General features: G+C 61.7%; 21 protein-coding genes and 2 pseudogenes. 11 read left to right on the forward strand and 12 right to left on the reverse strand.

Annotated features, from left to right (window positions below; genetic code table 11):
- Nucleotides 1–804 precede the first annotated feature (804 nt).
- The gene (locus F6X40_RS35615; protein WP_187631095.1) at nt 805–990 is read right to left on the reverse strand and encodes a hypothetical protein; all 186 of its coding nucleotides are present in this window, start codon (nt 988–990) and stop codon (nt 805–807) included.
- Nucleotides 991–2127: 1137 nt separating this feature from the next.
- On the opposite strand from F6X40_RS35615, the gene F6X40_RS35620 reads away from it, so the two are divergent.
- The 3 genes from F6X40_RS35620 to F6X40_RS35630 all read left to right on the forward strand — a co-directional run bounded on the left by F6X40_RS35620 (nt 2128) and on the right by F6X40_RS35630 (nt 5585).
- A complete protein-coding gene (locus F6X40_RS35620) occupies nt 2128–3066 on the forward strand; it encodes a nitrilase-related carbon-nitrogen hydrolase (protein WP_184061622.1) in 939 nt (312 codons plus the stop codon).
- A 167-nt stretch (nt 3067–3233) separates the two neighbouring features.
- Nucleotides 3234–4550 (forward strand): hypothetical protein, encoded by a 1317-nt coding sequence (locus F6X40_RS35625; protein WP_187631096.1) that lies wholly within the window; start codon nt 3234–3236, stop codon nt 4548–4550.
- Between the two features lie 378 nt (nt 4551–4928).
- A complete protein-coding gene (locus F6X40_RS35630) occupies nt 4929–5585 on the forward strand; it encodes a 2OG-Fe(II) oxygenase (protein ID WP_222946259.1) in 657 nt (218 codons plus the stop codon).
- Nucleotides 5586–5829: 244 nt separating this feature from the next.
- Here F6X40_RS35630 and F6X40_RS35635 read toward each other — a convergent pair whose 3' ends face one another.
- On the reverse strand, nt 5830–6474 hold the full coding sequence (locus F6X40_RS35635; protein ID WP_184073604.1) for a hypothetical protein: 645 nt from the start codon (nt 6472–6474) through the stop codon (nt 5830–5832).
- A 376-nt stretch (nt 6475–6850) separates the two neighbouring features.
- A pseudogene (locus F6X40_RS35640) lies at nt 6851–7162 on the reverse strand (sterol desaturase family protein); the annotation flags it as partial.
- A gap of 3 nt (nt 7163–7165) precedes the next feature.
- Between F6X40_RS35640 and F6X40_RS35645 the strand changes: the two are divergent.
- A pseudogene (locus tag F6X40_RS35645) lies at nt 7166–7642 on the forward strand (IS5/IS1182 family transposase); the annotation flags it as partial.
- Between the two features lie 168 nt (nt 7643–7810).
- On the opposite strand, the gene F6X40_RS35650 reads toward F6X40_RS35645, so the two are convergent.
- The 8 genes from F6X40_RS35650 to F6X40_RS35685 form a co-directional block, all read right to left on the reverse strand.
- Nucleotides 7811–9532: a DUF6311 domain-containing protein gene (locus tag F6X40_RS35650; protein ID WP_187631097.1), complete on the reverse strand. Its 1722-nt coding sequence runs from the start codon at nt 9530–9532 to the stop codon at nt 7811–7813.
- Between the two features lie 589 nt (nt 9533–10121).
- Nucleotides 10122–11666 (reverse strand): alkaline phosphatase family protein, encoded by a 1545-nt coding sequence (locus F6X40_RS35655; protein WP_187631098.1) that lies wholly within the window; start codon nt 11664–11666, stop codon nt 10122–10124.
- A gap of 151 nt (nt 11667–11817) precedes the next feature.
- Entirely contained in the window at nt 11818–12510 is a 693-nt protein-coding gene (locus F6X40_RS35660) for a hypothetical protein (protein ID WP_187631114.1), read from the reverse strand.
- Nucleotides 12510–12992, reverse strand: coding sequence for a glycoside hydrolase family 108 protein (locus F6X40_RS35665; RefSeq protein ID WP_018423697.1), 483 nt, complete (start codon nt 12990–12992; stop codon nt 12510–12512). The genes F6X40_RS35660 and F6X40_RS35665 overlap by 1 nt, the downstream gene beginning before the upstream one ends.
- A gap of 54 nt (nt 12993–13046) precedes the next feature.
- Nucleotides 13047–14522, reverse strand: coding sequence for a tetratricopeptide repeat protein (locus F6X40_RS35670; protein WP_187631099.1), 1476 nt, complete (start codon nt 14520–14522; stop codon nt 13047–13049).
- A 284-nt stretch (nt 14523–14806) separates the two neighbouring features.
- Nucleotides 14807–15670 carry an ABC transporter permease gene (locus tag F6X40_RS35675; protein WP_184061632.1) on the reverse strand — a complete coding sequence of 288 codons (864 nt, stop codon included), beginning with the start codon at nt 15668–15670 and terminating at the stop codon, nt 14807–14809.
- Nucleotides 15671–15686: 16 nt separating this feature from the next.
- Complete coding sequence (locus F6X40_RS35680) at nt 15687–16481, reverse strand: ABC transporter ATP-binding protein (RefSeq protein WP_090807505.1); 795 nt, start codon at nt 16479–16481, stop codon at nt 15687–15689.
- A 39-nt stretch (nt 16482–16520) separates the two neighbouring features.
- Nucleotides 16521–17540 (reverse strand): ABC transporter substrate-binding protein, encoded by a 1020-nt coding sequence (locus tag F6X40_RS35685; RefSeq protein ID WP_187631100.1) that lies wholly within the window; start codon nt 17538–17540, stop codon nt 16521–16523.
- 279 nt (nt 17541–17819) lie between these two features.
- On the opposite strand from F6X40_RS35685, the gene F6X40_RS35690 reads away from it, so the two are divergent.
- From F6X40_RS35690 to F6X40_RS35700, 3 genes are all read left to right on the forward strand, one after another.
- Complete coding sequence (locus tag F6X40_RS35690; RefSeq protein ID WP_018423692.1) at nt 17820–18497, forward strand: response regulator; 678 nt, start codon at nt 17820–17822, stop codon at nt 18495–18497.
- Nucleotides 18498–18499: 2 nt separating this feature from the next.
- Entirely contained in the window at nt 18500–19885 is a 1386-nt protein-coding gene (locus F6X40_RS35695) for a sensor histidine kinase (RefSeq protein WP_187631101.1), read from the forward strand.
- A 127-nt stretch (nt 19886–20012) separates the two neighbouring features.
- Nucleotides 20013–21053 carry an ABC transporter substrate-binding protein gene (locus tag F6X40_RS35700; RefSeq protein WP_187631102.1) on the forward strand — a complete coding sequence of 347 codons (1041 nt, stop codon included), beginning with the start codon at nt 20013–20015 and terminating at the stop codon, nt 21051–21053.
- A gap of 122 nt (nt 21054–21175) precedes the next feature.
- Here F6X40_RS35700 and F6X40_RS35705 read toward each other — a convergent pair whose 3' ends face one another.
- Entirely contained in the window at nt 21176–22015 is an 840-nt protein-coding gene (locus F6X40_RS35705) for a DNA-binding transcriptional regulator (RefSeq protein ID WP_184024662.1), read from the reverse strand.
- Nucleotides 22016–22235: 220 nt separating this feature from the next.
- On the opposite strand from F6X40_RS35705, the gene F6X40_RS35710 reads away from it, so the two are divergent.
- From F6X40_RS35710 to F6X40_RS35725, 4 genes are read left to right on the forward strand one after another with little or no spacing between them, the layout of a single operon-like run.
- On the forward strand, nt 22236–24098 hold the full coding sequence (locus tag F6X40_RS35710; protein ID WP_187631103.1) for a bifunctional 3-(3-hydroxy-phenyl)propionate/3-hydroxycinnamic acid hydroxylase: 1863 nt from the start codon (nt 22236–22238) through the stop codon (nt 24096–24098).
- Between the two features lies 1 nt (nt 24099).
- Nucleotides 24100–25050: a 3-carboxyethylcatechol 2,3-dioxygenase gene (locus F6X40_RS35715; RefSeq protein WP_187631104.1), complete on the forward strand. Its 951-nt coding sequence runs from the start codon at nt 24100–24102 to the stop codon at nt 25048–25050.
- A gap of 18 nt (nt 25051–25068) precedes the next feature.
- Nucleotides 25069–25878, forward strand: a complete 810-nt coding sequence (locus tag F6X40_RS35720; RefSeq protein WP_187631105.1) for a 2-keto-4-pentenoate hydratase — start codon at nt 25069–25071, stop codon at nt 25876–25878.
- Between the two features lie 35 nt (nt 25879–25913).
- Nucleotides 25914–26864: an acetaldehyde dehydrogenase (acetylating) gene (locus tag F6X40_RS35725; RefSeq protein ID WP_187631106.1), complete on the forward strand. Its 951-nt coding sequence runs from the start codon at nt 25914–25916 to the stop codon at nt 26862–26864.
- Nucleotides 26865–26877 lie beyond the last annotated feature (13 nt).

The following is a 26877-nucleotide window of genomic DNA, read 5'->3' on the forward strand; positions in this document are numbered from 1 at the left end:
GAAATTCCGAGCGTCTCGGACCATCCCGCGGTTTCCTCCCTCGAGGCTTATCCGACGCCTGCCCACACGCGCCGCGGCACACTCACAGCCATGTGAATGAGGGCAGACGTCGAATAACCCTTAACGAATGCAGAATGCATTGATCGTAGTCTGGATTATCACTACCGTACGCTAGGGCCGAGAGCGGGGTGGCGAGCGTGATCGAGAGAAACAGATAGGCGAGTTTGAGCATGATTGCGACCAAGACTCAGGGATATAACGGCGGGCAGTTACCGATTATCAGCGATTCAGGCGTCAGTGTCGAATGACCGGTGGTGGCAGGGCCGAGTCAAACACTCGGCCCACCTATGTGAATGCCTCAGACCGACTTTCAACGGCCAGTCACAGTGCGCGCTCTCACTGGCAGAAAACTGACCGGTCCGTACGTTCAAGTGGCATTTTCGGGAACAACTATTCGACTTAGCCGCCGCTGGCCGGTCGCCACGCCGACGGCGGCTTAAGCCAACAAGGTGCTGGGACCTGCGTCGTCATGGTGTTTCGCGTCCGCGGTCCGCGTGGGAGTCCATTGTTTTGCGAGGAGAAAAGTTGAGCACGCCTGGTGAGGAACCGGAAGCCTGGTACCTCATCGATCGTGAACAAGAAAACGGTCGTAATGCCCTCAGAAAGAATGCTCACGCTCACAACAACCCGTCGAATTGAAGCGGAACGGTCGGTATCGGGGCAGCGCAGATAAAGTCACCGGAAGCGAATTCGAAGAGGCCCCTCGTTGGCGGGGCCTTGAACTACGAAATCACCGTGTTTCTGTTAGTACGTCACAGAAGTCCCACTGCCAGTAAAACTGTGCTGGGTAGGAGCGTCATTTGCATAGTCGGCAACGGCCTGGACGATGTTCACGATCTGCTGCGGCAACCTGCCGCCGCTGACGGCGGTCATTGCAGTACGATCCATCTCAACGGCTACGGGGAGGTCTTTGATTACCAGCGCGTTCATTTCGATTCTCCAAGGGTAAATTAGTCAGTCAGGAATGTCAGAGCTTGTTTTGAGGGTGTAGATACTCCTCGATGAGGATCAAGGCAAAGTGCGTGCCAAACGGTGGCACCGCGGTAAGCGATCACACAACTAGTTGAAAATATTGGATTTTTAATGGCGACCAGTGCGAATTGGTAGACAGACATGCGCGCTGCGACCGGTGGGTCGGATCCAACTCTCCGTCTGGCGCTGTGGGTTAGATCGCGACACATGCGGTCCGCCTCCGTATCCCGTGTTTGTACGATGTCCTCGAGGCTTAGAATCCGATCGAAGCCTGAGGACAATGAGTCTGTCGCACGGCCGCTGAGGGAAACGCCGATTCGCTCCGCGGCTTTCCTCGTTTCAATGATGGGAGACGCTGTCAGTCAGGGAGACATTTCCCGGCCCTTCGATGTCTATCTGCACAAGCCGTTCTCCTGCCAGGCACTCATGCAGGTCATCGAAGACGCTCGCTGCAGCAGCGATGCGAATACTCCCCAAGCCGCCTGGACTAACTGTTGTCGACTGAAGCGCACACAACCCATAGTCGGAGGTTCAACGGCAAGCCTCTTCCGGGTCACGGAGCAAAGCGAGCGGCAGCTTTCAGCATGAAAGCGACTTCTGAATGTCTGGCCGAGTGAGCGGGCGACCGGCTGAACATGGCCGAGAGCGCCAGTTCAAATGAAGGTCGCGTGAAGCGGGCGTGAACGGCACCGTCTGTTTTTCCGTATTCAAGGGCGCGGATGAGACAAGCGTGCCCCACTACACAGGCAAATCCAGCGTCGAAAGGCTTCTGCGAGCCGTCTGTGCAGAGCCGTCTGTGCATATGGCGAATGGCATATAGCAGGGAGTACCGCCGCGTCTAAACTGAAATTGCCGCCACATCACGATCACGACTTTTCTCTGCCCACATTCCGACGTGTCTGGGTCCTCCGGCGCGGTTGCCCGACTCGACGAATCAATCCACCTGCCTTTGTCATCCGCTGAAAAGGGCGTAGAGACGGGCTGGCTGACGGGCGTTCAACGATGTGAGATCTGAACGATGGCCAAAAAATCTATGCGCGCACCAATTCTCGCCCTTTAATAAAGTGAGCTAACGCCTTTGAACCGGAGGTCAGAATGGAGCAAGTTCTGCGTGCAGCGGTCATGCAAACGGGATCGGCCATGTTCGATGTCGAACGAACGCTGGCCAAGCTCGAACGGGACGTAGTCGCGGCGTCGAAACTCGATTCGCAATTGATTGTGTTCCCGGAAGCCTTCGTATCCGCCTATCCCAAGGGACTGCATTTCGGCGCTCCCGTCGGCGAGAGGACGCCTGAAGGCAGAGAGGACTATCGCCGGTACTTTGACAGCGCCATCGAGGTGCCATCCGTGTGGACAAATCGAATCGCGCAGATCGCAGGCGACCTGAGGCAATACCTGATCGTCGGTGTAATTGAGCGCGACGGCGGTACGCTCTACTGTACTGTCATCTTCCTGGCGCCCGATGGAATACTGCTGGGAAAACATCGAAAGCTGATGCCCACAGCGGCCGAGCGGTTGATCTGGGGGTTTGGCGACGGGTCGACGCTTCCCGTATTCGATACGCCTTTCGGTCGGCTGGGTGCGGTGATCTGTTGGGAAAACTACATGCCGCTGTTGCGCATGGCCATGTACGCGAAGCGAATACAGATTTATTGCGCGCCGACAGCGGACAGTCGGCCCACCTGGGTTGCTTCAATGCAGCACATTGCGATGGAAGGCCGCTGTTTTGTGCTCTCTGCGTGTCAGCATTTACGGCGCCGCGATGCGCCGGACAACTATGCTGCCGTCCAGGGCAACAATCCGGATACCGTTCTCATGCGTGGCGGCAGTTGCATAGTGGGACCACTAGGAGAGGTGCTTGCCGGGCCCGTGTTCGATGAAGACGCCCTGCTTGTTCACGAACTGGATCTCGCTGACCTCGCAAGGGGAAAATACGACTTCGATGTCGTAGGGCACTACGCACGTCCGGATATATTCCGCCTCCATGTAAATGAGTCGGTTACCCCACCCGTCGTCTTTGAGCAGAACCGTTGATTGCGCCTCGTCGGGCTGTTTCTCCGAAACGGCCTCGCACGGATGCCTAACGTCGGTCGCGACATCACCGCGGACATTCGGTCTCAGTATGCATTTCATTGCGGCACTTCACCGTGCCTTCCTGAAACAGGCGAACGATGCCCGGTTCTCGGGCGATGGAGGACGCCATGTATTCCTTGTTGCCAATATTGGGACCTGATCCTGACGCCCCCGTGAGCGCGGAAGCATACTCATTGGGTAATGATGGTCAGGCAGCCGGAACCACATTTGTGAACGACGAGGGGCAATCGCGGCCGGTTGGCGCGCAATGGCTAAACGGCTGGCTTACCTCTACCCTTGCGCCTCCGAATCACACGACCCTCTGGGGTATCAACGACGGCCTTATCGCTGTGGGCAGCATGACAACGAACAACTACGCAACCGAGTCCGCCATCATCGTCGACGCCGGGAATGTGACTGACCTCTCGAACCTGGTCGGGCCGATTTCATGGGCGGCCGATGTTAACGATCAGGGGCTCGTTTGCGGCGGCGGCACTAACGGAGAGGGTTTCCTGTTCAGCGTGCCCGCAAACCGTCTCGTTGCCACTGTTCCCGCGCTTAATCTTGCCGTGATAAACAACCAGGGAGAAGCAGTTGGCTTTAGTGATTCCGGGAAGCCGGGGGTACATAGCGTCGCGAGCGGCACCACAAAGATGCTGGATGCGATGGAAAGCGCGTACGGCATTAACGACGCCGGGGTAGCCTGCGGAGCAGCCGGCACGCCGCCCACATACAAGGCCGTTCCGGGAACGTGCGACACACGGCAGGCGACGCCGGTCTTTCAGCCTATCCCGCTGCCCGCTGGAGCAACCGAGGGTACTGCAACGGCAATCAACAACAGTGGTGATGTGGTCGGCAGTTGCGTGTTTGACGATCCGTCGCTAAACAACGGCCTTCATTTTGGAGCTTTTCTCTATCAAAACGGAACGACGACGCTTCTGGACAAGCTGATTTCGGATCCCGGATGGCATCTGGAGGTTGTGTTCGATATCAACGCTAGCGGACAGATCATCGGGATGGGGAAGCTGAACGGCACTTTGACGGCTTTCATGCTGTCACCCACGACGAGCTGGCCATGGTGGCATTTTCCGTTGCCGGTACTTGTAGGGCGCCTTCTCGGGGGTGTGGCCGATGACGCAGGTGGTTCGCTAGTTCTTGGCGGAAGACCGATTCCAATCGATCCGTGGGGCCCCTGGCGGCAACTACAGCCGGAAAAGCGCGATGCGCTCATTGCACTAGCGATCGACGAGATCGCGAGTTCTATCTTTGACGAAGCGACCCGCGTGCAGGTGCGAACGACGTTGGTTGAAGCCGCAACCAGCCGCCTGAAAGGTATGAATGTCAGACGCGGTCGAACCGGACCGCGGCAAACCTCGAAACGAAACGCGGAGATTCCCAGAAAGCACGGGCTTCCGGTGAGCTGGCTAAAGAAGTTTGGCCGCTAGCGTCAACCTGTTGCGATGAGACGATCAGTGCATTGAGCATCTCTTTCGAAAACGGCGGATTCAACCGGTCGATGCAATAGTTCGATCGAATCGTTCCGCCGGTGTTTCGTAATCCAGGGTCTTTCGTGGTCGCTCGTTCAGCCTTCGTCCCACTCGTGTAGACTGCGCGGTTGTCCCAACAGATCGACCACCTCGACCCGGCTCTTCCTGCTGGGTCCGGCGTGTGTCAATGCCCGCGTTCGACGCGCCCCCGACAACGCTTGATGGTTTTGACCAGCTGGTAGCAGACCCGAGCGAGTACTCGATCGAGCCGCCAGCGGAAGAACAAATAAAACGGATGCATTTCTGGAACACCCCCTGATTGAAGCGGAAATCGAATTGCTGGTTGATTGCCTGATCGGCGACGCCGCGCCGGACGAGGCAATCGATGTCGCGTCGAATTCCCGATCCAGCGAATTCGACATCGCGACACGCGCGCTCGCCGTCGACGGCTGGTGTGTCGTGTCGAACTTTTTGTCACAGAGCCAGACGCAGGCCTTATCGACCGAATGCATGGCCATGCACGACGCGCAGCTGCTGACACCAGCCCGTGTGGGGGCCAATCGCGCTGCCACACTTTTGCGCGGCGATAGCACGCACTGGTTCCAACCCGACGCGCTGAGCACGCGGCAGCAGCCGTTCGCCGATCGCATCGACGCGCTACGGAACGCGCTCAACCGCGACCTGTTTCTCGGTCTGGTCGATAGCGAATCACACTACGCGGTATATCCGCCGGGTGCCGGATACGCACGCCACCTCGACTGCTTGCGTAACAGCGACAGCCGCGTGATTTCCGCTGTGTTCTACCTCAACGAAGCGTGGCAGGACGCCGAGGGCGGCGCACTGCGGCTATACCTTGCCGATCAGTCTTATCACGACGTCTTTCCGCGCGCCGGAACGCTGCTCTTGTTTCTCTCGGCGGAGTTTGAACACGAGGTGCTGCCCGCCACGCGCGACCGCATGAGCATTGCATGCTGGATGAGGCAGCGGGTGTAAGCCGAACCGCGTGCGCATCTGTGGTTAACGATCCAGGATCGCGCCCTTTCGGATCAGCTTGACAATCAATTGCCGGATTTCGTTAGTGTCCAGTCCGGCATGGTGCCGATAGCATACGCGCGAAGCCAACGCCGAGTCACGACAATGTGGCCGAACTCGAAAGCTCAATCAAGCCGTGAGCCCTCCTTTCGCCCCCGTCACGCTGGGTGCAGCAGACGCGGGAACAGAGCCCCCAAAAAATAGCTCAGTGTCGGAGATTTTCCTCGCAATCTTCCCAGTACCGAAGCGGGTCGCGATGTTGTGGATAGTGTAAGTTGAGCCACTCTGACAACCTGGCCCAATCGGGATGGTTGGTACCAGTTTGAGCCGACCAGATCGACGACCTCTCAAGTACTTGACCGTTCACGCGATCACGGACGAGCAAGCTGCCCAGTCCGCTTGAACTGTCCGTCTGTGACTCAACCAGATACCGCGGCAGAATCCTGAGCTCAGCATCCTCGGCCCACCCGTATAAGGCGCGGACCACGCCGGACGGATCTCGCAACTCTATGGGTCCGCTTTCCGGGCGAACGGCTGTCCAACCTTCAGGAAACTCAGTGACAACCTCGTTTTTACCTTCCCTTACCCACTTCGCGCGCCATGCCCTCGCCATCGACTCGCGCATGCGAGATACCGACTCGTAGGCAGCAGGCAACTCGATCGCCATCGGAAGAGTAATGAGGTTGTCTTTCCAGAGTTTGGCTTCGTCGTCGACGCGCTCGACCTCGTCGAACACCCCTGCATCGAATGGGTTCTCTGGCCGGCTCGATACTTTCACGTTCCCATTAGGCAGACCCTCGAAAAGGCGCTCAGCATCATGGCGGGTAAGTTTCGTCTTTCCTTTCTTCATTGGGCTCTCTGCAACAAGGTTGTCGCTAACGCGTAGGCCATAACGACCGAAATCGGGCGCCACTTCCTCTCACGCGCGTTTGAAGATGCTCACGATCCTATTCTGCGCTATTCGCATGTTACCGGCTTGCGCGGCGGCAATGGCGCGGCTTATGCCGCCGCTCCTGCCGCCGGACATCAGACGGGTCGATCCTCGCACAGGATCAGAGGATGAGCGGACGGGCGTCTATCGACTTCTCGCGAAGTCTCCTTCTACCACAGCGGTTATCGAATGGAAGGAGGTGGCAGAATCCGGGCAACTGAGCTGCCGTACACGACCCACTTGCGCCGCTCAGCCTAGGTTCGTAAGCGGCCGCTCTCCGGCTGATATCGGACGGTTATTGCGGTCCCTCGGCGAAGTGCTGCGGGTTAGCACTATGCCTCAGGTCTTCGGTTGTCTGCCCGCTGCCATCAGGCCGCCAACCAGGCGGCTTGAACACATAGCCACACGCCTCGCGCAAAGAGTGCGCCGTTCGCAGATCGCGCCACAATGCACGCTAGTAGTCGAACTCGATAGTCAGCAGGTTATATGTCGTCATCGGTCGCACCAGCCCAAAGCGGCACGGCGTGTCGCGCTGTTCAGCTATGTAGGTGCCAAAGAGTCGGTCGAACACGATCAGCACGCCACCGTAGTTTCCATCCAGATATTCATCCCATACGAGTTCGGTGTGAAAGTGTCCATAACTACAACGCACAAGGAGGGCCTGGCGATCGGCATGCGCTCGATGCCGGGCAATCCGTACGACGGTCATACGCTGACTGAAGCGCTGGAACAGGCCTCGATCCTGAGTGAGGCGAAGCCCGAGGTGGCAATCGTAGATCGCGGTTACAAGGGTGTCGCCGTCGACGACGTGAAGATTTACCACCCGGGCCTGCGGCGGGGCATCACACGCGGACTACGCGCGATGATCAGACGGCGAAGTGCAATCTGGCCAGCCATCGGCCATATGAAGACAGACGGAAAACTCGATCGCAACCGGCTCAAGGGCGCGCTCGGCGATGCGATGCACGCGGTGTTGTGCGGCGCCGGTCACAACCTGCGGATGATCCTGAGGAAGCTGCGGCTTCTTTGTGCCTTCATTCTCGTTGCCCTGATTAACCGCAGCGTTGCCGTGACCCCATCGCCGTAACGCCCGTGGTCGGCAAAACGAATTGTTCAGGACGGACCAGCTAGTCGCGGGTGCTCCCCAAGCCCTCGTCGCGACGTTTCACGCGTACAGCATGACCATCCGGAACAGGGACGCGGGGAACATTTCAGATGGACAAGCCGTACCTATAAGATAATTCACGAACTTACATTACTTGTTCGCCAATGCACCGCACGACGTCGTGCATCCATGCCAACCCGGTGCGATTACGTCATAGTTGTCGACTGTTCCGACAAATCCATCGCCCTTGAAATTTGCCTTGGCTGTCGCCCAGCTTTGCGGGGTATGGAACACGTAAAGCGTGTCGGGCGAATAAGTACCGTGCTCGATCGTATCCTGCAATTGCGCCTGCACCTGGCCGAGCTTGTCGAAATCGACGCGCGCAAGATTGCCGCCGTTGATCGTCATCTTCGCATTAGACGCCATGAACGCAATCGGGACATAGGTGTAGCCGCCATCTAGCGGCATGACAAACGCGATCCGCTTGTACTGCCGGGGCACCTCTTTCCAGAAATCGGACGTGAGGGACGGGGTCCACTGCTGCGTCCATTGGCTTCTGAAATACTTTGACGCCTTGATCAGATCCGTGGCCTGAAAGACCACGAAGACACACAAAAGAGGAACTACCCATTTTCTGGGCGAGAGTTTGATGAAGCGAAATAGCAGAAAGACAATAGCCGCATAAAAAACCGGCCAGATAAAGCGACCCGAGGCGCGGAATGTCGACGTGAATCCTGTCAGGAAGGCCGGCATCGGGTACTGGAACAGCTCATGGCGGCCGCCGAGAGAGACCCGGTTTGACAGCGCGAACAGATAAAACAGCGCGCACACGAAGATCAGTGACGCGTGCGTGCCCCAGGCAATGGGCGCGTTCTTGCGATGTTTTATGATCAAGACCGCCGTCGTCACGAAGAGCAGTAAGACGCCAGCACCGATGTAGCAGAAACCTTCGTAATCTCCGCCGAGGAATCCATAGCTGCTCCAGATCGACCAGATGGCCTCCGCCCGGAACGGCGAGGTCAGGGTGACGCGATAGGTGCCGAATCCCCCCGACACGACGCTTCTGACCGTGTAATAGCCGACCGACCAGGTCGTGATCAAAACCGCAACGGCAAGACACGGAAGCTCGACAGCCAATTGCTTCAATCTTGAGCTACCGGGCGCAAGCAGGCGTACCCGATCGGCAAACCAGATGCCTGCGACCATGGCAAGCAAATAGGCGTGAATCGATGCGGTCACGCAAATCAACAGAATCCAGTGCCACATCCTGCCCCGGTTGGTCAGATAGAGATATAGCGCGGCAAGCAGCAGCCAATGCCCTATCAGGGCCTCATGTCCGTGAAGCCGCCAAAGCATAGGCGGAGAGAGTGTCAGAAGTGCGCAACCTAGTGCTTTGATCACGTTGTCCGTGGTGCGCAGCGACAGGATCGCCCAGGCAAAAACGGCCTGTAAAGCAAAGCAGGCGGCGATCCATAGCCCAAAATATTGAAATTGGTCCGGCAGGACGCCGCGAACCAGCTTGAACAGGATCGCGAGCAACGGTATTGAATCCGAGAATACGATCGAACTACCGATGACTTCCCCGTACCCCGGATTCAGGCCTAAGGGGAATTGCAGATACGGACTATGACGGAAAAAATTCCATCCGACGTATTGCTGCGGGGCGTCACCGTCGCTCGACATAATCCAGTCCACACGAAGCGGATTCAGCCCGTGTCCGCCCGTGAACGCCAGGAAAACGATTAAGCCGATAGCGGCCGGAATCAGGACGTTCCGAATGCGGAATAAGTCAGTCATTGTTAATGGAAAGTCCAGGTCGTATTGATGGTGAATGTAACGCAACTGGAAAAACGGTAGCGATGAATCGAGCAAGCCGGGAACCTGATGGCAGTGATATCCGAAGCCGCGAAGATTAAAAGTCTGGTAGCGGCATGGCGGCGGGGACGGTTGCCGTAACGCCCGTGGTCGGCAAAACGAATTGTTCAGGACGGGCTAACTACAGATCCTTTCTGCCTCCAGCGACGGTGGAGAATGGTAATCGTGAAGACGTTGTTTGGTCTAGAACCAACCCTGACTATCGACTTGAGGACAGCACAAGGCGAACCGTCAGGATGTCCGGTGATAGCTCGCTCACCAGCATTAAACCGCGGGTTGTCGTTTATGGCAGTCTGAAACTGGGCCAGCAGCGGCCGTTCATCCGGATCTGCCGACCGACCGAAAGTGGCCGTTGTCCGCGATGGCGCTTGTCGCGGGGAAAATAGCCGGCGGCGCTGCGCTGCGGCGGTCCCGAACCGAAATTCCCGGTTTCTGTGGCACGATTCACCGTGGGCTTCACTGATACCGTCACTGCCAACCGGCCACTGCGTCAAGACTATTGAAATAGTCGAAGAAATCCAAGGTCCCCGATTTCACGAACTCTGGCATCCGTCAACGTTCCGCACTACCACCGCTTTGCGGCGTGCTATTTCTGCGAGACCGGATTGACGGACGAGGCCGTTTCTTCCGCATCGTCTCGCGCGATGCCCGGCGTCGCCTCACGGACCGATTGCCGCAAGCGCGTGAACGCCTGGCTCGTGCGTGCATCGCGTTGGTCGCGTGCGTCGTAGAAGTCCTTGCTGAGCCACTGGCCGAGACTCATCATCAGCGAGCCCAACGCGCTCTTGAAGCGCACCCATGCGTTACCGGTGCGCGCCAGTTGCGCGGCCGCCTCGACCGCCTCGGCGGCGAGCCGGTCCAGTTCCGCGTGCAGATAGTCGGCGAAATGATGCAGGCCATGCTGATTGCCATTCGACGATTTGCGCTCCAGTTCGACGTGCTGCGCAATCAGCGATTGATTGGCCACGCGAATAAACGGCGGCGTATCGGTGCGCGCGCCGCCGCCACGGCGAATTGCCACACCGAGGTTCGCGGACGCCTCGGTGCGCTTGCCGAGCGGTGGCATTTGCCACTTGTCGCACAGGTACTTCAGCAGGCTGCAATGATCGAATCGTTCGTTGCACACGCCGGCTTCGCACCACGGTGACACCAGGATGGCGGGAACACGCACGCCGAGTCGTTTGAAATCGAAGCTCGCGGTGTGGTCGTCGGGCGCGAGCGCGTCGGCCGGCGGCGATACGTGGTCGTAGAAACCGCCGTGCTCATCGTAGAGGACCACCAGTAACGTGCGCTCCCACAGCGCCTGATTCGAGCGCAGCGCATTGTAGGTATCCGCGATCAGCTTCTCTGCCTTCATGATGTTGTGCGGCGGATGATCGTCGTTCTGCGCTTCGCCGAAGTACTTCGGCTCGATCAGTACGAATTGCGGAAACTGACTAGCGGGTCCCGCTGCGTCCTCGAAGAATTTATCGAAAGAGCGGTAATTCGCGAGGTTTTCCGCGCGCCGCTGGTTCTTCAGCAGCAACGAGGCGGGGAAGTCGTAGAAATAGACGCTCCACGTTTTGCGCGCGGCGTTCAGCCGATCGAAAACCGTGTCCTGATCCTGCTCGGTGTACCAGCGCGGATTGAGCCCGTCGAGTCCCGAAGGCATTCCGATCTCGCCTTTCGACGTACCCGTCAGCGCGAAAAAACGGTTGGGCCACGTCGGCCCCGGCAATGACGAGAACCACCGGTCGCACACGGTGAATTGCGAACCGAGCGTGTGCAGCGCGGGCAGAAAGCCGAGCGGGTAATAGCCCATCACGTCTTGCCGCGCGGCCAGGCTGCTCTTCGGGTAGTCGTTCACGAACGTACGCACGAAACCGCTGTTGTCGGCGGCGATCTGTTCCATCACGGCCTTGTGCTCGTGATTCGGATCGTGCTTCATCTGCCGCTCGCGCGTTTCACGCGGATAGAAGGTGTGGCCTTGACCGTCGGCGTTCGATTTGCCGGCCGCGTTGCGCACGCCGTCCAGTTTGTCGTGCACGGCGTCGAGGCAGCCGAGCATCTGGTCGAACGAGTGATTCTCCATCAACAGTAGCACGACGTGTTCGATCGGATCGTTCTGCGCGTTCTGCTCGACGTCACTCATCTTTTATCGCTCCACTCGGGACGGGATGGACTTCGCGTTGCCAACTTAGCGCAAAACGCGCGCTGGCGAAAGAGCCCTGCTTTGAGGCGGACATGCACGCGACGGTCAATGTACTTCGTCGCGTGCATGATTCGCTTAACGTAGCATCGACTCAACTGCCGCCCGAGAAGATCGGACCTTGCCCGCCCGGCGCGAACGATGGGAAGTGGTCGCCGGACGGCGCGGCCGCCGCCGGTGCGTGCGCTCCCGACTGCGACGCCGGTTCGCGCAACGTCAACGCGCTTTCGGCCGTGATCGGCACGCTCGGCTTCGCGAGCAGCTCGGTCTTGCGCATCGAGCCGACCGACGTGCCGAAGTAATAGCCGATGATGCTGATCCACGCGGTTCCCAACGCGCCGACGATCACGTTGACGAGATCCTTGTTGCTACCCGGCAAAGGCTGGAACGCCATCAGCAGCAAAATGCCGAAGAAGCCGGTGGTGACGGCCATCGCGAGCACCTTCGGGACCCAGTCGCGATTGGCGACACCCATCGCGCGTGCATTCGCGGTGTCGCTCGAGGCGATGCGGGCCATGTCGGCGTCGTGCGCGAGGCTCGACTGCGCGGCCGTCACCATCAACTGCTGCAATTGCAGCGAATTCGCGCTTTCGGCCTGGCGGAGTTTTTCGAGTGCGCCGGGGTCGTTCAACGCGGGTTCCACGAAGGCCGGGTCGCTCGGCGTGCCGAGCGCGTGCGAGATGATCGCGGCGGCAGCGGTCACGCCGAGGCCGACCGGCCCCCCTACGAGCCCGGCGAGAAGCGGGGCGGTGCTATTGATATTCTTCGCAACTTTAGACCAGTCCATCATGCTGCTCCCAGGAGAAGATTGGCCGCCATGCGTTCGGTCCAGCCGCGGCTGAAATTCGGCCACGAATGCAGGTTCCGCAGGTACCGCAGACGATACGCGGCGAAGCGCATCACGAACTTCATCGGATCGGCGTTCTTGACCGCATCGAGCGTGTCGGGGCCGAACTTGCCGTCTTCCCTGGCGCCGGACGCTTTCTGCATCCACAGCACGACGAGGCCGCCGTTGTAGTTCGCATCGAAAATCTGGAAAGCCACGCGCGGATCGAGTTCGTCGAGATGCAACGGGTCCCAGTACCTGCGCTTGGCGATCTGATGGGCGGTATCGAGCGGCAGGTCTTTCATCGCGCCGTTATAGCCCTCACTGCGCGCGACGCGCGCCGTCACACCCCACATCGTTTCGCCGCCTGGATCGGCCGGATTGAAGCTGTACCCGCCTTCGTTTCCGATCAAGGCTTTGAATGCATCTTCGAAGCTGTCCATCGAACTGTCTCCTGTTCGGCTGTGTTGCCAACTCAAATGGCGAATGCGCGCGGCTCAGGCCGCTCGCATCGCCCGTCCTACGGCGTCGCGTACCGTATCGAGCGATGCCCGAAGCGGGTACGACGTCATGGGATTCGAAACGGGCTTGACGCGCAGGTCGGGCCTCGATGTCCGGGTGTCGGCTTCGTCGGGCGATGCGTCCGTCGAGAGCGCCAGCTCGCGTTCGCGCGCCGACAACGTGCCGGCGTCGAGCTGCAATGCCTGTGCATACTTGCGCGCGGCCTCGCGCAGCGCGCCTTTGTGTTCCAGCGCGTGGCCCCATTCCACATAGGACGGGGCGAGATCGGGACGCAACGCGACGGCGTGCGACAGCTTGTCGATTGCTTCGTCGTCGTGGCCGGTTTTGACGAGCGCCTCGGCCCAGTCGTGCAGCGTGTCGACGGAGTCGGGGTTCATCTTGGCAGCCTGCCTGAATGCTTCGAGTGCTTCGCGATCGTGCTTGTTCGAATGCAACAGCACGTCGCCGAGCAGTCGCAGGTTTTCAGCGGTGCGCGACTTTTCCTTCGCGCCGGCCCGCAGTTCCTTTAGCGCATCGTCGATGCGGTTCTGCTGTTCGAGCGCAATGCCGAGACCCGCGCGCAGCACCGCCGAGTGCTTGTATTGGGTCAATGCTTCACGGATCTGCTGCTCGGCTTCTGTCGAGCGCTGCTGACTGTCGAGCAACCACGCCTTGCCCGCGACTGCCCATTGGGCTTGCTCGGATGAAGGCAACGCGAGGACTTCGTCATAGATCCCGACGATCTCGCGATAGTCGCATTGCGCGAGCGAGCACTTGGTCTTTTGCACCTGCGTGTACAGATGACTGGCGAGGATGTTAGGTTCGGCGAGGCGCATCGCCGTGACTGCGATGTCGTGCACGAGCTTTTCGAGGTCGCGCCCTTCGAACGGCACCGTGCTTTCGCGGCCGTTGAACGGTCCGTGTTCTATCTGCACGTGCGCGACGTATGAATCCGCGCTGCTATTCGTCTTCGTGATGCCGATGTGCACGGCGACATCGTCGCGTTTGAGCACGCCTTTGATGAAGCGCACCGTCGTCGCATACGACATTTCCTGACCCGGAATCTGGATGTCCTGCTGCGCGTCGTTGCTGGTCATCGTGTCGTGCGGAATCGATTCGGCATCCTGGCCGATTTCCTTCATCGCCGACATGATCCGCTCGGCGAGAAAGTTCGCCGTATAGCCGCGCTCGGTCAGCGTTTGCGGTGTCTCCACCGGCGGTACCAGCAATTGACGCGTGAGCACGCCGCGCACGACGAGGCAGATGGAACCGATCGTCAGTAGGATGAACAACCAGGGCAGGACATACGGCCAGAGGCGTTTCGGTCCGCGGCCGATCACACCGGCGGTGTGCAAGCCGAACAGCACGAATCCGCTCGAATGATGACGATCGCGGCGATTCGCGGTGTTGGCGCGCATGAACGGGCCGCCGTACCCGTTGGTTGACCGGCGTTGACTCTGTGCACTCGACATGACTCACCTCGCTTCGATCCGCGATCGATGTTGGCGATCGCCTGACTTGCGCGGTGGTACGCATCGAGCGTGCCATAGCGCATGGAACGGGCTGGCGGCCGGATGTTGGCTTCTGGTGGGGGATTGAAAGAGAAAAGTGTTGCGAGGTGGCCAACGTATTGCGAAAAACAGTTTGCTGGCGGGAGACAGGATGTGCGTTAGCAAATAAAAATGCCGCTCAGTCCAGAAGACTGAGCGGCATCGGTGAAGCGAACTACTGTTTGTGGACTCTGCGCTGCCGTGGCTTAAACCGAACTCGGCCGCCACTTCAACAATCGACTCTCCACCGCGGTCAGCAGGTAGTCGGCGGCAAGCGCGACCACCGCCAGCACGATCATCGCCGCGAACACGCCGGCCGCATTGAACGCGCCCTGTGCGGTGGAGATCAGCAAGCCGATGCCCTGCTTCGAGCCGAGAAACTCGCCGACCACCGCACCGACCAGCGCAAAGCCGAAGCTCACGTGCAGGCTCGCGAGAATCCAGCTGAGCGCCGACGGAATCACGACCGAGGTCGTCACCTGACGGCGCGACGCGCCGAGAATCTGCGCATTCGCGATCATGTAGCGATCCGCTTCGCGCACGCCCTGGAACGCGTTGGCGAACACGACGAAAAACACCATCACGACCGCGAGCGCGACTTTCGATGCCATGCCGAGTCCGAGCGCGATCACGAACACCGAGCCGAGCACGACGCGCGGGATCGAGTTGGCGATCTTGATGTAGAGACTGAACACGTCGGAGAGCAGCTTGTTGCGGCCGAGCACGATGCCGCAGAAGATGCCCCCGATCGAACCGATGATGAAGCCGAGCCCCGTTTCCTCGAGCGTGACCCACACCTGCGTGAGCAGCGGCCCTTGCGAGGTACCGTTCACGAACCAGTCGACGATCTGCGCGAAGATCTCGGTCGGCATCGAGAAGAAGAAAGGGTCGATCCACTTCAGGCGCGCGGACAGTTCCCAGCCGCCGAGCACGACCACGAGCAGGAGAATGCGCAGCGAAATCACCAGAACCTGGCGCTGGCGGATCTTCTTCTGCGCAATACGCTCGACGTGAGCGAGCGACGCGGCGTCGATGCCCGAGGGCATCATCTGTTGAGAGGGTGTAGACATGTTTGCCGTTCCTTGATTAACCGATCTGCACTTCTTCGCGCAGGTCATGCCAGATATCGCGCGAAATTTCGATGAAGCGTGAGTCGTAGCGGACCTCCGATGTGACGCGCGGTCGCGGCAGATCGATTTCGTAGACTTTCTTCAGCGTGGCGGGGCGGGCAGTTAGCACGAACACGCGGTCGGCGAGCGCAATCGCTTCTTCGAGGTCGTGCGTGACGAACACGACCGAGCCGGCGCCGCCCCACAATTGCAGCAACTCGTCCTGCATCAATGTGCGCGTCTGCATGTCGAGCGCCGAGAACGGCTCGTCCATCAGCAGGATTTCCGGCTTGTTGATGAAGGTCTGCGCAAGCGCGACGCGCTTGCGCATGCCGCCGGACAGTTGATGCGGATAGTGCTTGCCGAACTTGTCGAGGCCCACGCGGCGCAGCCATTCGTTCGCTTCGTCGTAAGCGGCCGATTTCGAGCGGCCGCGATACAGCGGACCCGCCGCGACGTTGTCGAGCACCGAGCGCCACGGAAACACCGCATCGGCCTGAAACACGAAACCGATGCGCGGATCGATGCCGTCCACCGGCGCGCCCATCACGCGCACTTCGCCGGTGGTCGGCTTCAGCAAGCCGGTGATCATGCTGAGCGTGGTGGACTTGCCGCAGCCGGTCGGGCCGACCACCGCGACGAATTCGCCGCGTGCCACCGACATGCTGAAGTCGCGCAGCGCGATCGTGGCCTTGCCGTCCGGGGAAATGAAACGGCACGACACGTTGCGCATTTCGATCGCTGGCGTCTCGCGTGACATAGGTTGATTCATCGGCGGGTGCCTCGCAGTTCTGTGAATATGAAAGAAGCGTTACTTCGACGCGGTCTTGACCGGCGCCGTCACGTAGTCGTTGGTGTAGGTCTTGGCGAGATCGATATGCTTGCCCTTCACCGACGGATTGAATGCGGACAGCACCTTCAGAACCGTATCCGGGCCGTCGGCGGGCATCTTGCCGTCCTTCGTGAACATCGGCAGCGACGCCTTCAGCGCGTTCACGTACAGGTCCTTGTTGTTGCCGTAGTAGTCTTTCGGCATCTGCGCGGCGATGTCCTCGGCGCTATGCGTCGCGATGTAGTTCAGCGTCTTCACGAACGCATGCGAGAGCTTCGCGGCCTCGTCCTTGTGCGCTTCGGCCCACGCGCGCTGCACGTAGAAGCTCGAAGCGGGGTAGGTGCCGCCGAGCGCGGCGCGCGTGCCGTCCACGTTGCGCATGTCGACCAGCACCTTCGCGTCGCCGGTCTTGAGCAGTTGCGAGACGGTCGGCTCGGTGGTCATGCCGGCGTCGATGCGGCCTTGCTTGACGGCGGCGATGAAGCTGTTGTCCGCGCCGACCGGCAACATCGTGTATTGCGTCGACGGCACGCCCGCGCGCTGCGCGAGGTACTGCGTGAGGAAGCTGGTCGACGAACCGAGGCCGGTCACGCCGAGCGTCTTGCCTTTGACGTCGGCCATGCTCTTCAGCGAATCGGCCGCCTTCGTCGAGACCATTTCTACTTCGCCCGGCACCTGGCCGAAGACGACGAGCGCCTGCACTTCCTTGCCCTTGCTCTGCAGGTCGATCGTATGATCGTAGAAGCCGACCACGCCTTGCACCGCACCCGCGAGCAGTTCGTTCTCCGCATCGACACCGGCCGGCTGCGACAGGATCTCGACGTCGAGGCCTTCGTCCTTGAAGTAACCGAGCTGCTCGGTGAGCTTGGCCGGCAGATAGATGATCTTGGTGGCGCCGCCGACCATGATCGTGATCTTCTCGGCGTGAGCGGCGGCCGATGCGGCGGCAAGGGCGAACGCAACTCCTGATACAGCGGCAATCTGGCGCAAGGTACGCATGAAGCAGTCCCCTTAGGTGGGTCGCCGCGAGCGTGGTGCGCGGCGCTTTTCTGGGTCAATGGGGGCGATTATAGAAACGCGAAACCTTCTGGCAGCTTTCGGGGTTTGGCGCAAAACATGGGTGTTAACCCGAAAATGCGCCGAAAATGCGCCGACATTGCGCGCGGATCGGCACTGCGCTCGCGGCGGGCACTGGACCTATGCGGCAAACCACACGGTATGCGCGCGGCCCCCTTGTTTTAAGGCACAATCGACGACCTGACTTTTGCCGTTGCCGCCATGAAGCTGCTGCTGATCGAAGACAACCCCACGCTTGCGCACTGGCTCGCGAAAATGCTGGAGCAGGAAGCCTTCGCGCTCGACGCCGTGCAGGACGGCGATGAAGCCGACCGCCTGCTGCGCACCAATCACTACGACGTGATCCTGCTCGACCTGAACCTGCCGAAGCTGTCGGGCAAGAACGTGCTGCGCCGGCTGCGTCAGCGTGGCGACGCGACGCCGGTGCTGATCCTCACCGCGAGCGGCTCGATCGACGAGAAGGTGGAGCTGCTCGGCGCCGGCGCCGACGACTATCTGGTGAAGCCGTTCGAAGTGCGCGAGCTGATCGCGCGCATCAAGGTGGCGATTCGGCGGCAGTCGCCGTCGAAAGCCGGCGAGGTGGTGTGCGGCGATCTGTCGTTCGACATCGACACGCGCCAGTTCACGCTGAAGGGCGCGCCGCTGAATGTGACGCCGCGCGAGCGTTCGGTGCTCGAAGCGCTGATCTTGCGCCTCGGCAAGACGGTGACGAAGCCGGCGCTCGTCGATGCGATCTTCACGCTCGCCGACGAGCCGAGCGAGGATGCGGTCGAGATCTACATTTCGCGTCTGCGCAAGAAGCTCGATGGCAGCTCGGCCGCGATCGTCACGCTGCGCGGGCTCGGCTATCTGCTGCGCAAGCGGGAAGACGACCAGTAACGATGGCCAATAGCCTACGCATACGCCTGCTGTGGTGGCTGCTCGTACCGCTCGCGCTTTATGTGTTCGTGACCGGCAAGACCGAGTACGACAACGCGCGGCACACCGCGAATCTGGTGCAGGACAATCAGCTGGTCGCGTCGGCGCGGATGATCGCGGGCGAGGTCGAATGGAGCGACGGCTTTCTGCGTGTCGATGTGCCGCCGGCCGCGCTCGAGATCTTCGCATCGCCATATCGCGACCAGGTGTTCTATAGCGTGCGTGTCGACGATGGGCGGCTGCTCGCGGGTACGCCTGATTTCCCGCCGCGTCCGCTGCGGGCGCCCGACGTGCCGGATTCGTACTACACGCAGTTGCACGGCCAGCAGGTGCGCGCTGTCGACATCGTGCGGCTCATGTACGACAACGGCGCGACGCGTCCCGTGCGCGTGACGGTCGGCAAGACCGTGCGCTCGCGCGATGCGATGACGCAACAGCTGTGGCGGCCGCAACTCGTGCGCCAGCTCGAAATGATCGCGCTGGCAGTGGCGCTCGTTTGCATCGGGCTCACGTTCGAGTTGCGGCCGTTGATGAAGGTGAAAGACGAGGTGGCCGACCGCGATCCGATGCAGCTCGAACCGATTCGCGTCGAGCGTCTGCATACGGAGCTGCGGCCCATCGTCGATGCGATCAATCAGTGCATCGCGCGGCTCGGCGTGCAGGTGGCGGCGCAGCGGCGCTTTATCGCCGACGCCGCGCATCAGTTGCGCACGCCGCTCACGCTGCTCGGCACGCAACTGCAATTCGCGCGGCAGCAGGAAGGCCTCAATCCCGCGCTCGACGAAGCGCTTGCCGCGATGCATCGCAGCAACCGCTCGATGGTCGGGCTCACCAACAAGCTGCTTTTGCTCGCGCAGGCCGAGGCCGCCGACAACTCGCAGCTCGCAATGGAACGCGTCGATCTGGTGCCGCTCGCGATGGAGGTCGTCGAAGATCTCGGCCTGCTCGCGCAGGCACGTGAAATCGATCTGGGCGCGGAATTGCACGGCGCGGCGCCGGTGCTCGGACATCGCGGCTTGTTGCAGGCACTGATCGCGAATCTCGCCGAGAACGCGATTCGCTACACGGGCAGCGGTGGTCACGTGACGGTCGCCGTGAACGCTGATACCGCGGCCAATGCGGTGACGGTCAGCGTGATCGACAACGGCCCCGGCATTCCGGCCGAATCGCGCAGCCGCGTGTTCGAGCCGTTCTTTCGGGCGTCGACGGATACCGAGGGCACGGGCCTCGGTCTTGCGATCGTGCGCGAAATCGCGGACGCCCATCACGGCGAGATCACGCTGAAGGCGGGCGAAAGCGGCAAGGGTGTGCATATCGCCGTGACGTTTCCGCGCGCAACGCCGAAGTGATCGGGATAAACCCGAGGTTCGCGCAACATGCCCAACCGTGAAAAGCATCGGGAAGGGTTCGCACTTTCGAAATCACGGGCAGGCGGCCCGCGCGGCGCCCAGACACAAGATAACGGAGACACCCCCAATGAAGCTTTCCTTGACGCGTTTCTCGCGCGCGGCCTATGCCGCCGTCGCGGCGTCGCTCGCGCTGTGCGCGCTCGCGAGACTCGCGACGTCTGCGCAAGCCGCCGCGCCGGAGAAACTCGCGATCATGGTGGGCGGTACCAACAAGCTCATCTATCTGCCGGCGCGTCTTGCCGAACAGCTCGGCTATTTCAAGGCCGAAGGGCTCGACGTCGAACTGCTGTCGCAGCCGACTGGAATAGACGGCGAAAACGAAATGCTCGCGGGCGCGGTGCAGGGCGTGGTCGGCTTCTACGATCACACGATCGATCTGCAGACACGCGGCAAGGAAGTGAAGACGATCGTCGTGTTCAGCCAGGTGCCCGGCGAAGTGCAACTGGTCGCGGCGAAATCGGCCGATTCGATCCGGAGCATGGCCGACGTGCGCGGAAAAACACTCGGCGTGACGGGGCTCGGTTCCTCGACGAGTTTTCTCACGCAGTACCTCGCACAGCGCGCGGGCGTGCGGTCCACGCAATACACGCTGCTGCCGGTCGGCGCGGACAGCAGTTTCATCGCGGCGATGCGGCAAGGACGCATTCACGCGGGTATGTCGACCGAGCCGACCGTCACTCAACTATTGAAAGCGGGCGACGCCAAAGTACTCGTCGACATGCGCAATGTCGATGGCACGCGCGCCGCGCTCGGCGGCATGTATCCGGCGTCGAGCCTCTACGTGCAAAGCACGTGGCTCGACGCGCATGCCGACGAAGCCGCGAAACTCGCGCGCGCATTCGTCAAGACGCTGCGCTATATGCGCACCCACAGCGCGGAACAAATCGCCGCGCAGATGCCAAAAGAAGACATCGGCAACGACAGAGCGCTGTATATCAGCGCATTGCAGGCCTCGCTGCCGATGTACACCGTCGACGGCAAGATGCCAGCCGACGGTCCGCAGACGGTGCTGAAGGTACTGTCGAGTTTCAATCCGGCGGTGAAGGGGCGGCATATCGATCTGTCGCGCACGTTTACCGATCAGTTCGTCGATGACGTGAAGCCTTGAAAGCGGGCTGACCGCGGGGGTCGCTCCTGGTTCAGGACAATGCGCTGCTGTCGTCGATGCGGATCATCGGCGAGGATATCGACTGGGACAACGGCTCCGTGCGAATCGCTGCGAAAGCCACCTCACGACTTGCGCTCGCGTCCCGCACGCGTCTTGCCCGCTCCGCTCCTCGCGCGGGTCTGCGCCGCGAGTTCCTCGACCATCTCCCGCGCGGCCGTCTGCAACTCGGGCACATAGCGCCGCTTCGCTTCCGCGAGCGACACCGCGCGCGACAGAAACACTACGTTCAAGCTCGCGAGCACGCGTTCCTCGAACACGATCGCGACGGCAACCGCGCCAATCTTCCCCTGATCCGCCCAGTCGCCGTGATTCGAGCCGAACCCATCCGCGCGCACGCGTCGCACGAGGCTGCGAATCAACGCGTCGTTCGACGCGAGCGCCTTCTGCTCCTCGCCGCCGGCGCCCGCGCGCAGCAGATCGAGAATGTCCTCGCGCTCCTCGTCGGGGCACATCGCGAAGTACGCGCGACCCGCCGCGGTCAGTAGGATCGGTAAACGGCGGCCGACCATCGCGCGATGAAACGATAGCGGACTGAAGCGGTGCGTGGTCTCACGGACGATCATCGCGTCGCCGTCGGGCGTGGTCAGATCGGACGGCCACGCGACGCGTTGCAGCAGACGCCCCATCACCGGCGGCGCGATCGTCGCGATACGTTCGTCGTCGGTGAAGCCTTCGCTCAGCGCGCGCACCTTCAGCGTGAGCCGGAAGCTGTCGTCCGACGCGCTGCGCCGCACGAAGCCTTCCTCCATCAACGTTTCGAGCAGCCGCCGCGCGGTGGTGCGATGCAGGCCGGTCAGCTCGCTGATCTGCTGGCTCGTCGCGCGGCCGCTGTCCATCGAGTTGAGCGCCTGCAGCACCTGCAAGCCGCGCGACAGACCTCGCACATTCGTGTATTTGGTCACTTGAAACCTCAATAAAATCACCTGTGTGCATTCTATGCACAATTTCCAGATTTTGTTGAGCGGGCAGGTGGCCGGTCCTAGACTGCCAACAAATCAACGATTTCATGGAGACGCAAGCTGTTGCCCGCAGGCGATTTTTCGCCATGGCGACAGCCGGTTCCCGCCGCCGCGCTCCGTGAATATCTCGACCCGGTCACTCTGGTCGACATACGGAGACAACATGCCCCAACCGCTCGACCCGGTGGCCGCGCAAGGCCACAGTGGACCCGTCACTACCGACGTCGCGATCATCGGCGCCGGCCCGGTCGGTTTGATGATCGCCAACTATCTCGGCCTGCAGGGCGTGCGCGTCGTGCTGATCGAAAAGCTCGACGGGATCATCGACTATCCGCGCGCGATCGGCCTCGATGACGAAGCGCTGCGCGTGTTTCAGTCCGTCGGCCTCGCCGATGCATTGCTGCCGCACACGACCCCCGATCACTGGATGCGCTTCGTCACGAGCAACGGTCACTGCTTCGCGTCGATCGAGCCGCGCACCGACGAATTCGGCTGGTCGCGCCGCAACGCGTTCATTCAGCCGCTGGCCGATCGCGTGTTGTACGACGGCCTGCAACGCTTCCCGCACGTCGAGGTGCTGTTCGGCCACACGGTCGACTCGTTCACGCAGGACGGCAGCGGCGTCACGATCGAAGCGGAACACGCGCAGAGCGGCCGCCGCACGATCCGAGCGTCGTACATGGTCGGTGCGGACGGCGGCAACAGCTTCGTGCGCCGCACCCTCGACGTGCCGTTCGAGGGCCGCACGAAACCGAATCAGTGGATCGTCGTCGACGTGCGCAATGACCCGATCGGCTCGCCGCACGTGTACATGCATTGCGATCCGCGGCGCCCGTATGTGTCGGCCGCGCTGCCGCACGGGATTCGCCGCTTCGAATTCATGGTGATGCCCGGCGAGACCGAGGAAGAGCTGTCGAAGCCGGAGAACATGGCCGCGCTGATCCGCAAGGTCGTCGCCGAGCCGGAGAAGGTCGACTACATCCGCAAGCGCGTCTATACGCACAACGCGCGCCTCGCGAGCAGCTTCCGCGTGAAGCGCGTGCTGCTCGCCGGCGACGCCGCGCACATCATGCCGGTGTGGCAGGGCCAGGGCTACAACAGCGGTATTCGCGACGCGAGCAACCTCGGCTGGAAACTCGCGATGGTGGTCAAGGGCGTCGCCGGCGATGCGCTGCTCGATAGCTACACCGCCGAGCGCCGTTCGCATGCGCGCTCGATGATCCACCTCTCTGAGGTCGCGGGCGACATCTTCGCGCCGACGAGCCGCTTCGGCATCAAGTTTCGCGACGCGTTCGTGCGTACGTTCAACTGGTTCCCGGCGGTCAAGCGCTACTTCGTCGAAATGCGTTTCAAGCCGATGCCACGCTATGAAAGCGGCGTCGTATTGCTGGCGCGCACGCCGCGCAAGCGTGGCTGGCTCGCGCGCGCGCTCGAACGCGCGGGGCATTCGGCGCCGGGCCGCCTGCTCGGTCTGATGAGCGAGAAGCGCGAGTCGCGGCTCGGCCGTCTCGTGTATGGACGCGACCCGCATTGTCGTTCGCCGGTCGGCCGCATGTTCATTCAACCGCGCGTGCGCACGGTGAGCGGCGAGGTCGTGCGACTCGACGATGTGCTCGGCAACCGCTTCGCGATCGTCGGCTGGGGCGCGGAACCGACCTTCGGTTTGTCGGAGCAGGCGCGTGCGATCTGGCAGCGGCTCGGCGGCTGCTTCGTGGTCGCGAAGCCGGACACGCAGCTGTCTTTCCATGACGACGTGCCAGAAGACGTCATCGCGATCGGCGATGTGAACACGCGGCTGAAGGACTGGTTCACGCGAGTGCCGGAATCGGTCGTGCTGTTGCGTCCCGATCGTTTCGTCGCGGGCATGGGCTCGCCGCAGCAGGTGTCGCAACTCGTCGTCGAACTCGCGCAGCAGCTGCATCTCGACGCGGCGGGGCGGGTCGACGTGGCCGGTTCTCGCAACGAAGCAGCGTTCGCGCCCGATGCCGTCGCCACTTTCGCCACCGCTGCAACCGCCGGAGCCTGATATGCCGATGCTGCTCGAATGCCTATCGCACACGCCGTTGCACGGCTATTACGATCCCGCGCCCGAAGTCGTCGCGGAAGTCGAGCGCGTGCATGCGGCAGCGCGTGCGCGCGTCGTCGAGTTCGATCCCGAACTGGTCGTCGTGTTCGCGCCCGATCATTACAACGGTTTCTTCTATGACGTGATGCCGCCGTTTTGCATCGGCGCATCGGCGAGCGCGATCGGCGACTTCAAGAGCCTCGCCGGTCCGCTGGAGGTGCCCGCCGATACCGCGCTCGACCTTGCCGAAGCGGTGCTCGCGAGCGACGTCGACGTCGCCGTCTCGCACCGCATGCAGGTCGATCACGGTTGCGCGCAAGCGCTGGAGATTCTGACGGGCGGCCTCGATCGATATCCGGTCGTGCCGGTATTCATCAATTCGGTGGCCGCGCCGATGGCTTCATGCCGCCGAGCGCGTCTGCTCGGCGATGCGTTGGGTCGAGCGCTCGCACGCTCGAAGCAACGCGTGCTCGTGATCGGCTCGGGCGGCATCTCGCACGAGCCGCCGGTGCCGGAACTCGCGGGCGCGAGCGAGGAAGTCGCCGAGCGTCTGATCGCGGGCCGCAATCCGTCGGCCGAATCGCGTGCGGCGCGTGAGGCGCGCACGATCGCGGCGGCGCGCGCGTTCGCCGCGGGCGACAGCCGTCTGCATCCGCTCAATCCGGAATGGGATCGCGCGTTCCTGAAGCTGCTCGAAGACGGCGAACTCACCGCGCTCGACGGTTTGACCAACCGCGGGATCACGCGCGAGGCCGGCAAGTCCGCGCACGAAATCCGCACGTGGATCGCCGCGTTCGGCGCACTGAACGCGAGCGGCCCGTATCGCGCGTCGCTCGATTACTACCGTCCGATCCCCGAATGGATCGCGGGCTTTGGCGCGATGCACGCGCGACCCGTGACGGCCCACGTCTAACCGAATCAGGAACCCGCTATGACTACTCAAAGCAATATAGTCGCGCTCGCCCTGCGCCTGCGCGAATCGGAACGTACGCGCGCGACCATCGCGCCGTTGCGCGACGACCCGCGTTTCGTCGACCTGTCGAACCCGGCCGACGCCGAGGAACTCGCGTACGCGGTGCAGCAGGCCAACGTGGCCGCGCGCATCGCGGCGGGCGAGCGCGTCGTCGGCCGCAAGATCGGACTCACGTCGCCGGCGGTGCAGCGTCAACTCGGTGTCGACCAGCCTGACTTCGGCGCGCTGTTCGCATCGATGGCGTATGGCGACGGCCAGTCGATTCCTCTCGTGCAGTTGATTCAGCCGAAGGTCGAGGCGGAGATCGCGCTCGTACTCGAACACGATCTGCTGCACGAGCGCCACACGTACGCCGATCTGATGCGCGCAATCGCGTATGCGGTCGCGGCGATCGAAGTGGTGGACAGCCGCATCGAAGGCTGGAACATCCGTTTCGTCGATACGGTCGCGGACAACGCGTCGAGCGCGCGCTTCGTGCTCGGCAGCCGCCCGGTCCTGCTGCGCGATATCGATCTCGCGGCCTGCGCAATGACGCTATCGAAGGATGCGGAAGTCCTGTCGCGCGGCAATGGCGCCGCGTGTCTCGGCAATCCGCTGAATGCCGCCGCCTGGCTCGCGGATCGCATGGTCCGGCTCGGCACGCCGCTGCGTGCCGGCGACGTGCTGATGACGGGTGCTTTGGGCCCGATGGTCGCCGTCAAGGAGCCGGGCACCTACTGCGCGCAGATCGAAGGTCTCGGCAACGTCCGCGCGACTTTTTCCGCATAAAGCATGCACTCGCAAGCACACGATTGGGAACTCATATGGCAAGCGAAAAACTGAAGGCCGCGATCGTCGGCTCCGGCAACATCGGCACCGATCTGATGATCAAGATCCTGCGTCACGGCAAGCATCTCGAAGTCGCGGCGATGGTCGGCATCGATCCGCACTCCGACGGCCTCGCGCGCGCCGCGCGGCTTGGCGTCGCGACCACGCATGATGGTGTCGAAGGTCTGACTCGTCTACCCGTGTTCCACGACATCGACTTCGTGTTCGACGCGACCTCGGCCGGCGCACACGTCAAGAACGATGCGCTGTTGCGAAAGCTGAAGCCCTCGATTCGCGTGATCGATCTGACGCCGGCGGCGATCGGCCCGTACTGCGTGCCGGTGGTGAATCTCGACACGCATCTCGACGCGCCGAACGTGAACATGGTCACGTGCGGCGGACAGGCGACCATTCCGATGGTCGCGGCCGTGTCGCGCGTCGCGAAGGTGCATTATGCGGAGATCGTCGCGTCGATCAGCAGCAAGTCAGCGGGCCCAGGCACGCGCGCGAACATCGATGAATTCACCGAGACCACGTCGAAGGCGATCGAAGTGGTCGGCGGCGCCGCGAAGGGCAAGGCGATCATCGTGCTCAACCCGGCCGAGCCGCCGGTGATGATGCGCGACACGGTCTATACGCTGTCGGAGCTGGCCGACCTCGACACGGTCGAGCAGTCGATCGAGCAGATGGCCGCCGCAGTGCAGGCGTACGTGCCGGGCTATCGCCTGAAGCAGAAGGTGCAGTTCGACGAAATCAGCGCGAGCGCGCCGCTGAACATTCCGGGCCTCGGCAAGTTCAGCGGTCTGAAGACCTCGGTCTTCATCGAGGTGGAAGGCGCCGCGCACTATCTGCCTGCGTATGCGGGCAATCTCGACATCATGACTTCGGCCGCGCTCGCGACCGCGGAGCGCATGGCGCAGGCGCTCGTGCAGGCATCAGAGGCTTAAGGAGACTTCCCGC

Source organism: Paraburkholderia sp. UCT31 (assembly GCF_014397655.1).
GTDB classification, from domain to species: Bacteria; Pseudomonadota; Gammaproteobacteria; order Burkholderiales; family Burkholderiaceae; genus Paraburkholderia; species Paraburkholderia tuberum.

Bases quoted from the DNA above. Each gene is read 5' to 3' on its own strand.
- F6X40_RS35635 (WP_184073604.1), bottom strand. From the start codon at position 6,474: ATGAAGAAAGGAAAGACGAAACTTACCCGCCATGATGCTGAGCGCCTT.
- F6X40_RS35680 (WP_090807505.1), bottom strand. From the start codon at position 16,481: ATGAATCAACCTATGTCACGCGAGACGCCAGCGATCGAAATGCGCAAC.
- F6X40_RS35695 (WP_187631101.1), top strand. From the start codon at position 18,500: ATGGCCAATAGCCTACGCATACGCCTGCTGTGGTGGCTGCTCGTACCG.
- F6X40_RS35620 (WP_184061622.1), top strand. From the start codon at position 2,128: ATGGAGCAAGTTCTGCGTGCAGCGGTCATGCAAACGGGATCGGCCATG.
- F6X40_RS35700 (WP_187631102.1), top strand. From the start codon at position 20,013: ATGAAGCTTTCCTTGACGCGTTTCTCGCGCGCGGCCTATGCCGCCGTC.
- F6X40_RS35670 (WP_187631099.1), bottom strand. From the start codon at position 14,522: ATGTCGAGTGCACAGAGTCAACGCCGGTCAACCAACGGGTACGGCGGC.
- F6X40_RS35720 (WP_187631105.1), top strand. From the start codon at position 25,069: ATGACTACTCAAAGCAATATAGTCGCGCTCGCCCTGCGCCTGCGCGAA.
- F6X40_RS35685 (WP_187631100.1), bottom strand. From the start codon at position 17,540: ATGCGTACCTTGCGCCAGATTGCCGCTGTATCAGGAGTTGCGTTCGCC.
- F6X40_RS35660 (WP_187631114.1), bottom strand. From the start codon at position 12,510: ATGGACTGGTCTAAAGTTGCGAAGAATATCAATAGCACCGCCCCGCTT.
- F6X40_RS35615 (WP_187631095.1), bottom strand. From the start codon at position 990: ATGAACGCGCTGGTAATCAAAGACCTCCCCGTAGCCGTTGAGATGGAT.
- F6X40_RS35625 (WP_187631096.1), top strand. From the start codon at position 3,234: ATGTATTCCTTGTTGCCAATATTGGGACCTGATCCTGACGCCCCCGTG.
- F6X40_RS35665 (WP_018423697.1), bottom strand. From the start codon at position 12,992: ATGGACAGCTTCGAAGATGCATTCAAAGCCTTGATCGGAAACGAAGGC.
- F6X40_RS35710 (WP_187631103.1), top strand. From the start codon at position 22,236: ATGCCCCAACCGCTCGACCCGGTGGCCGCGCAAGGCCACAGTGGACCC.
- F6X40_RS35715 (WP_187631104.1), top strand. From the start codon at position 24,100: ATGCCGATGCTGCTCGAATGCCTATCGCACACGCCGTTGCACGGCTAT.
- F6X40_RS35675 (WP_184061632.1), bottom strand. From the start codon at position 15,670: ATGTCTACACCCTCTCAACAGATGATGCCCTCGGGCATCGACGCCGCG.
- F6X40_RS35655 (WP_187631098.1), bottom strand. From the start codon at position 11,666: ATGAGTGACGTCGAGCAGAACGCGCAGAACGATCCGATCGAACACGTC.
- F6X40_RS35690 (WP_018423692.1), top strand. From the start codon at position 17,820: ATGAAGCTGCTGCTGATCGAAGACAACCCCACGCTTGCGCACTGGCTC.
- F6X40_RS35725 (WP_187631106.1), top strand. From the start codon at position 25,914: ATGGCAAGCGAAAAACTGAAGGCCGCGATCGTCGGCTCCGGCAACATC.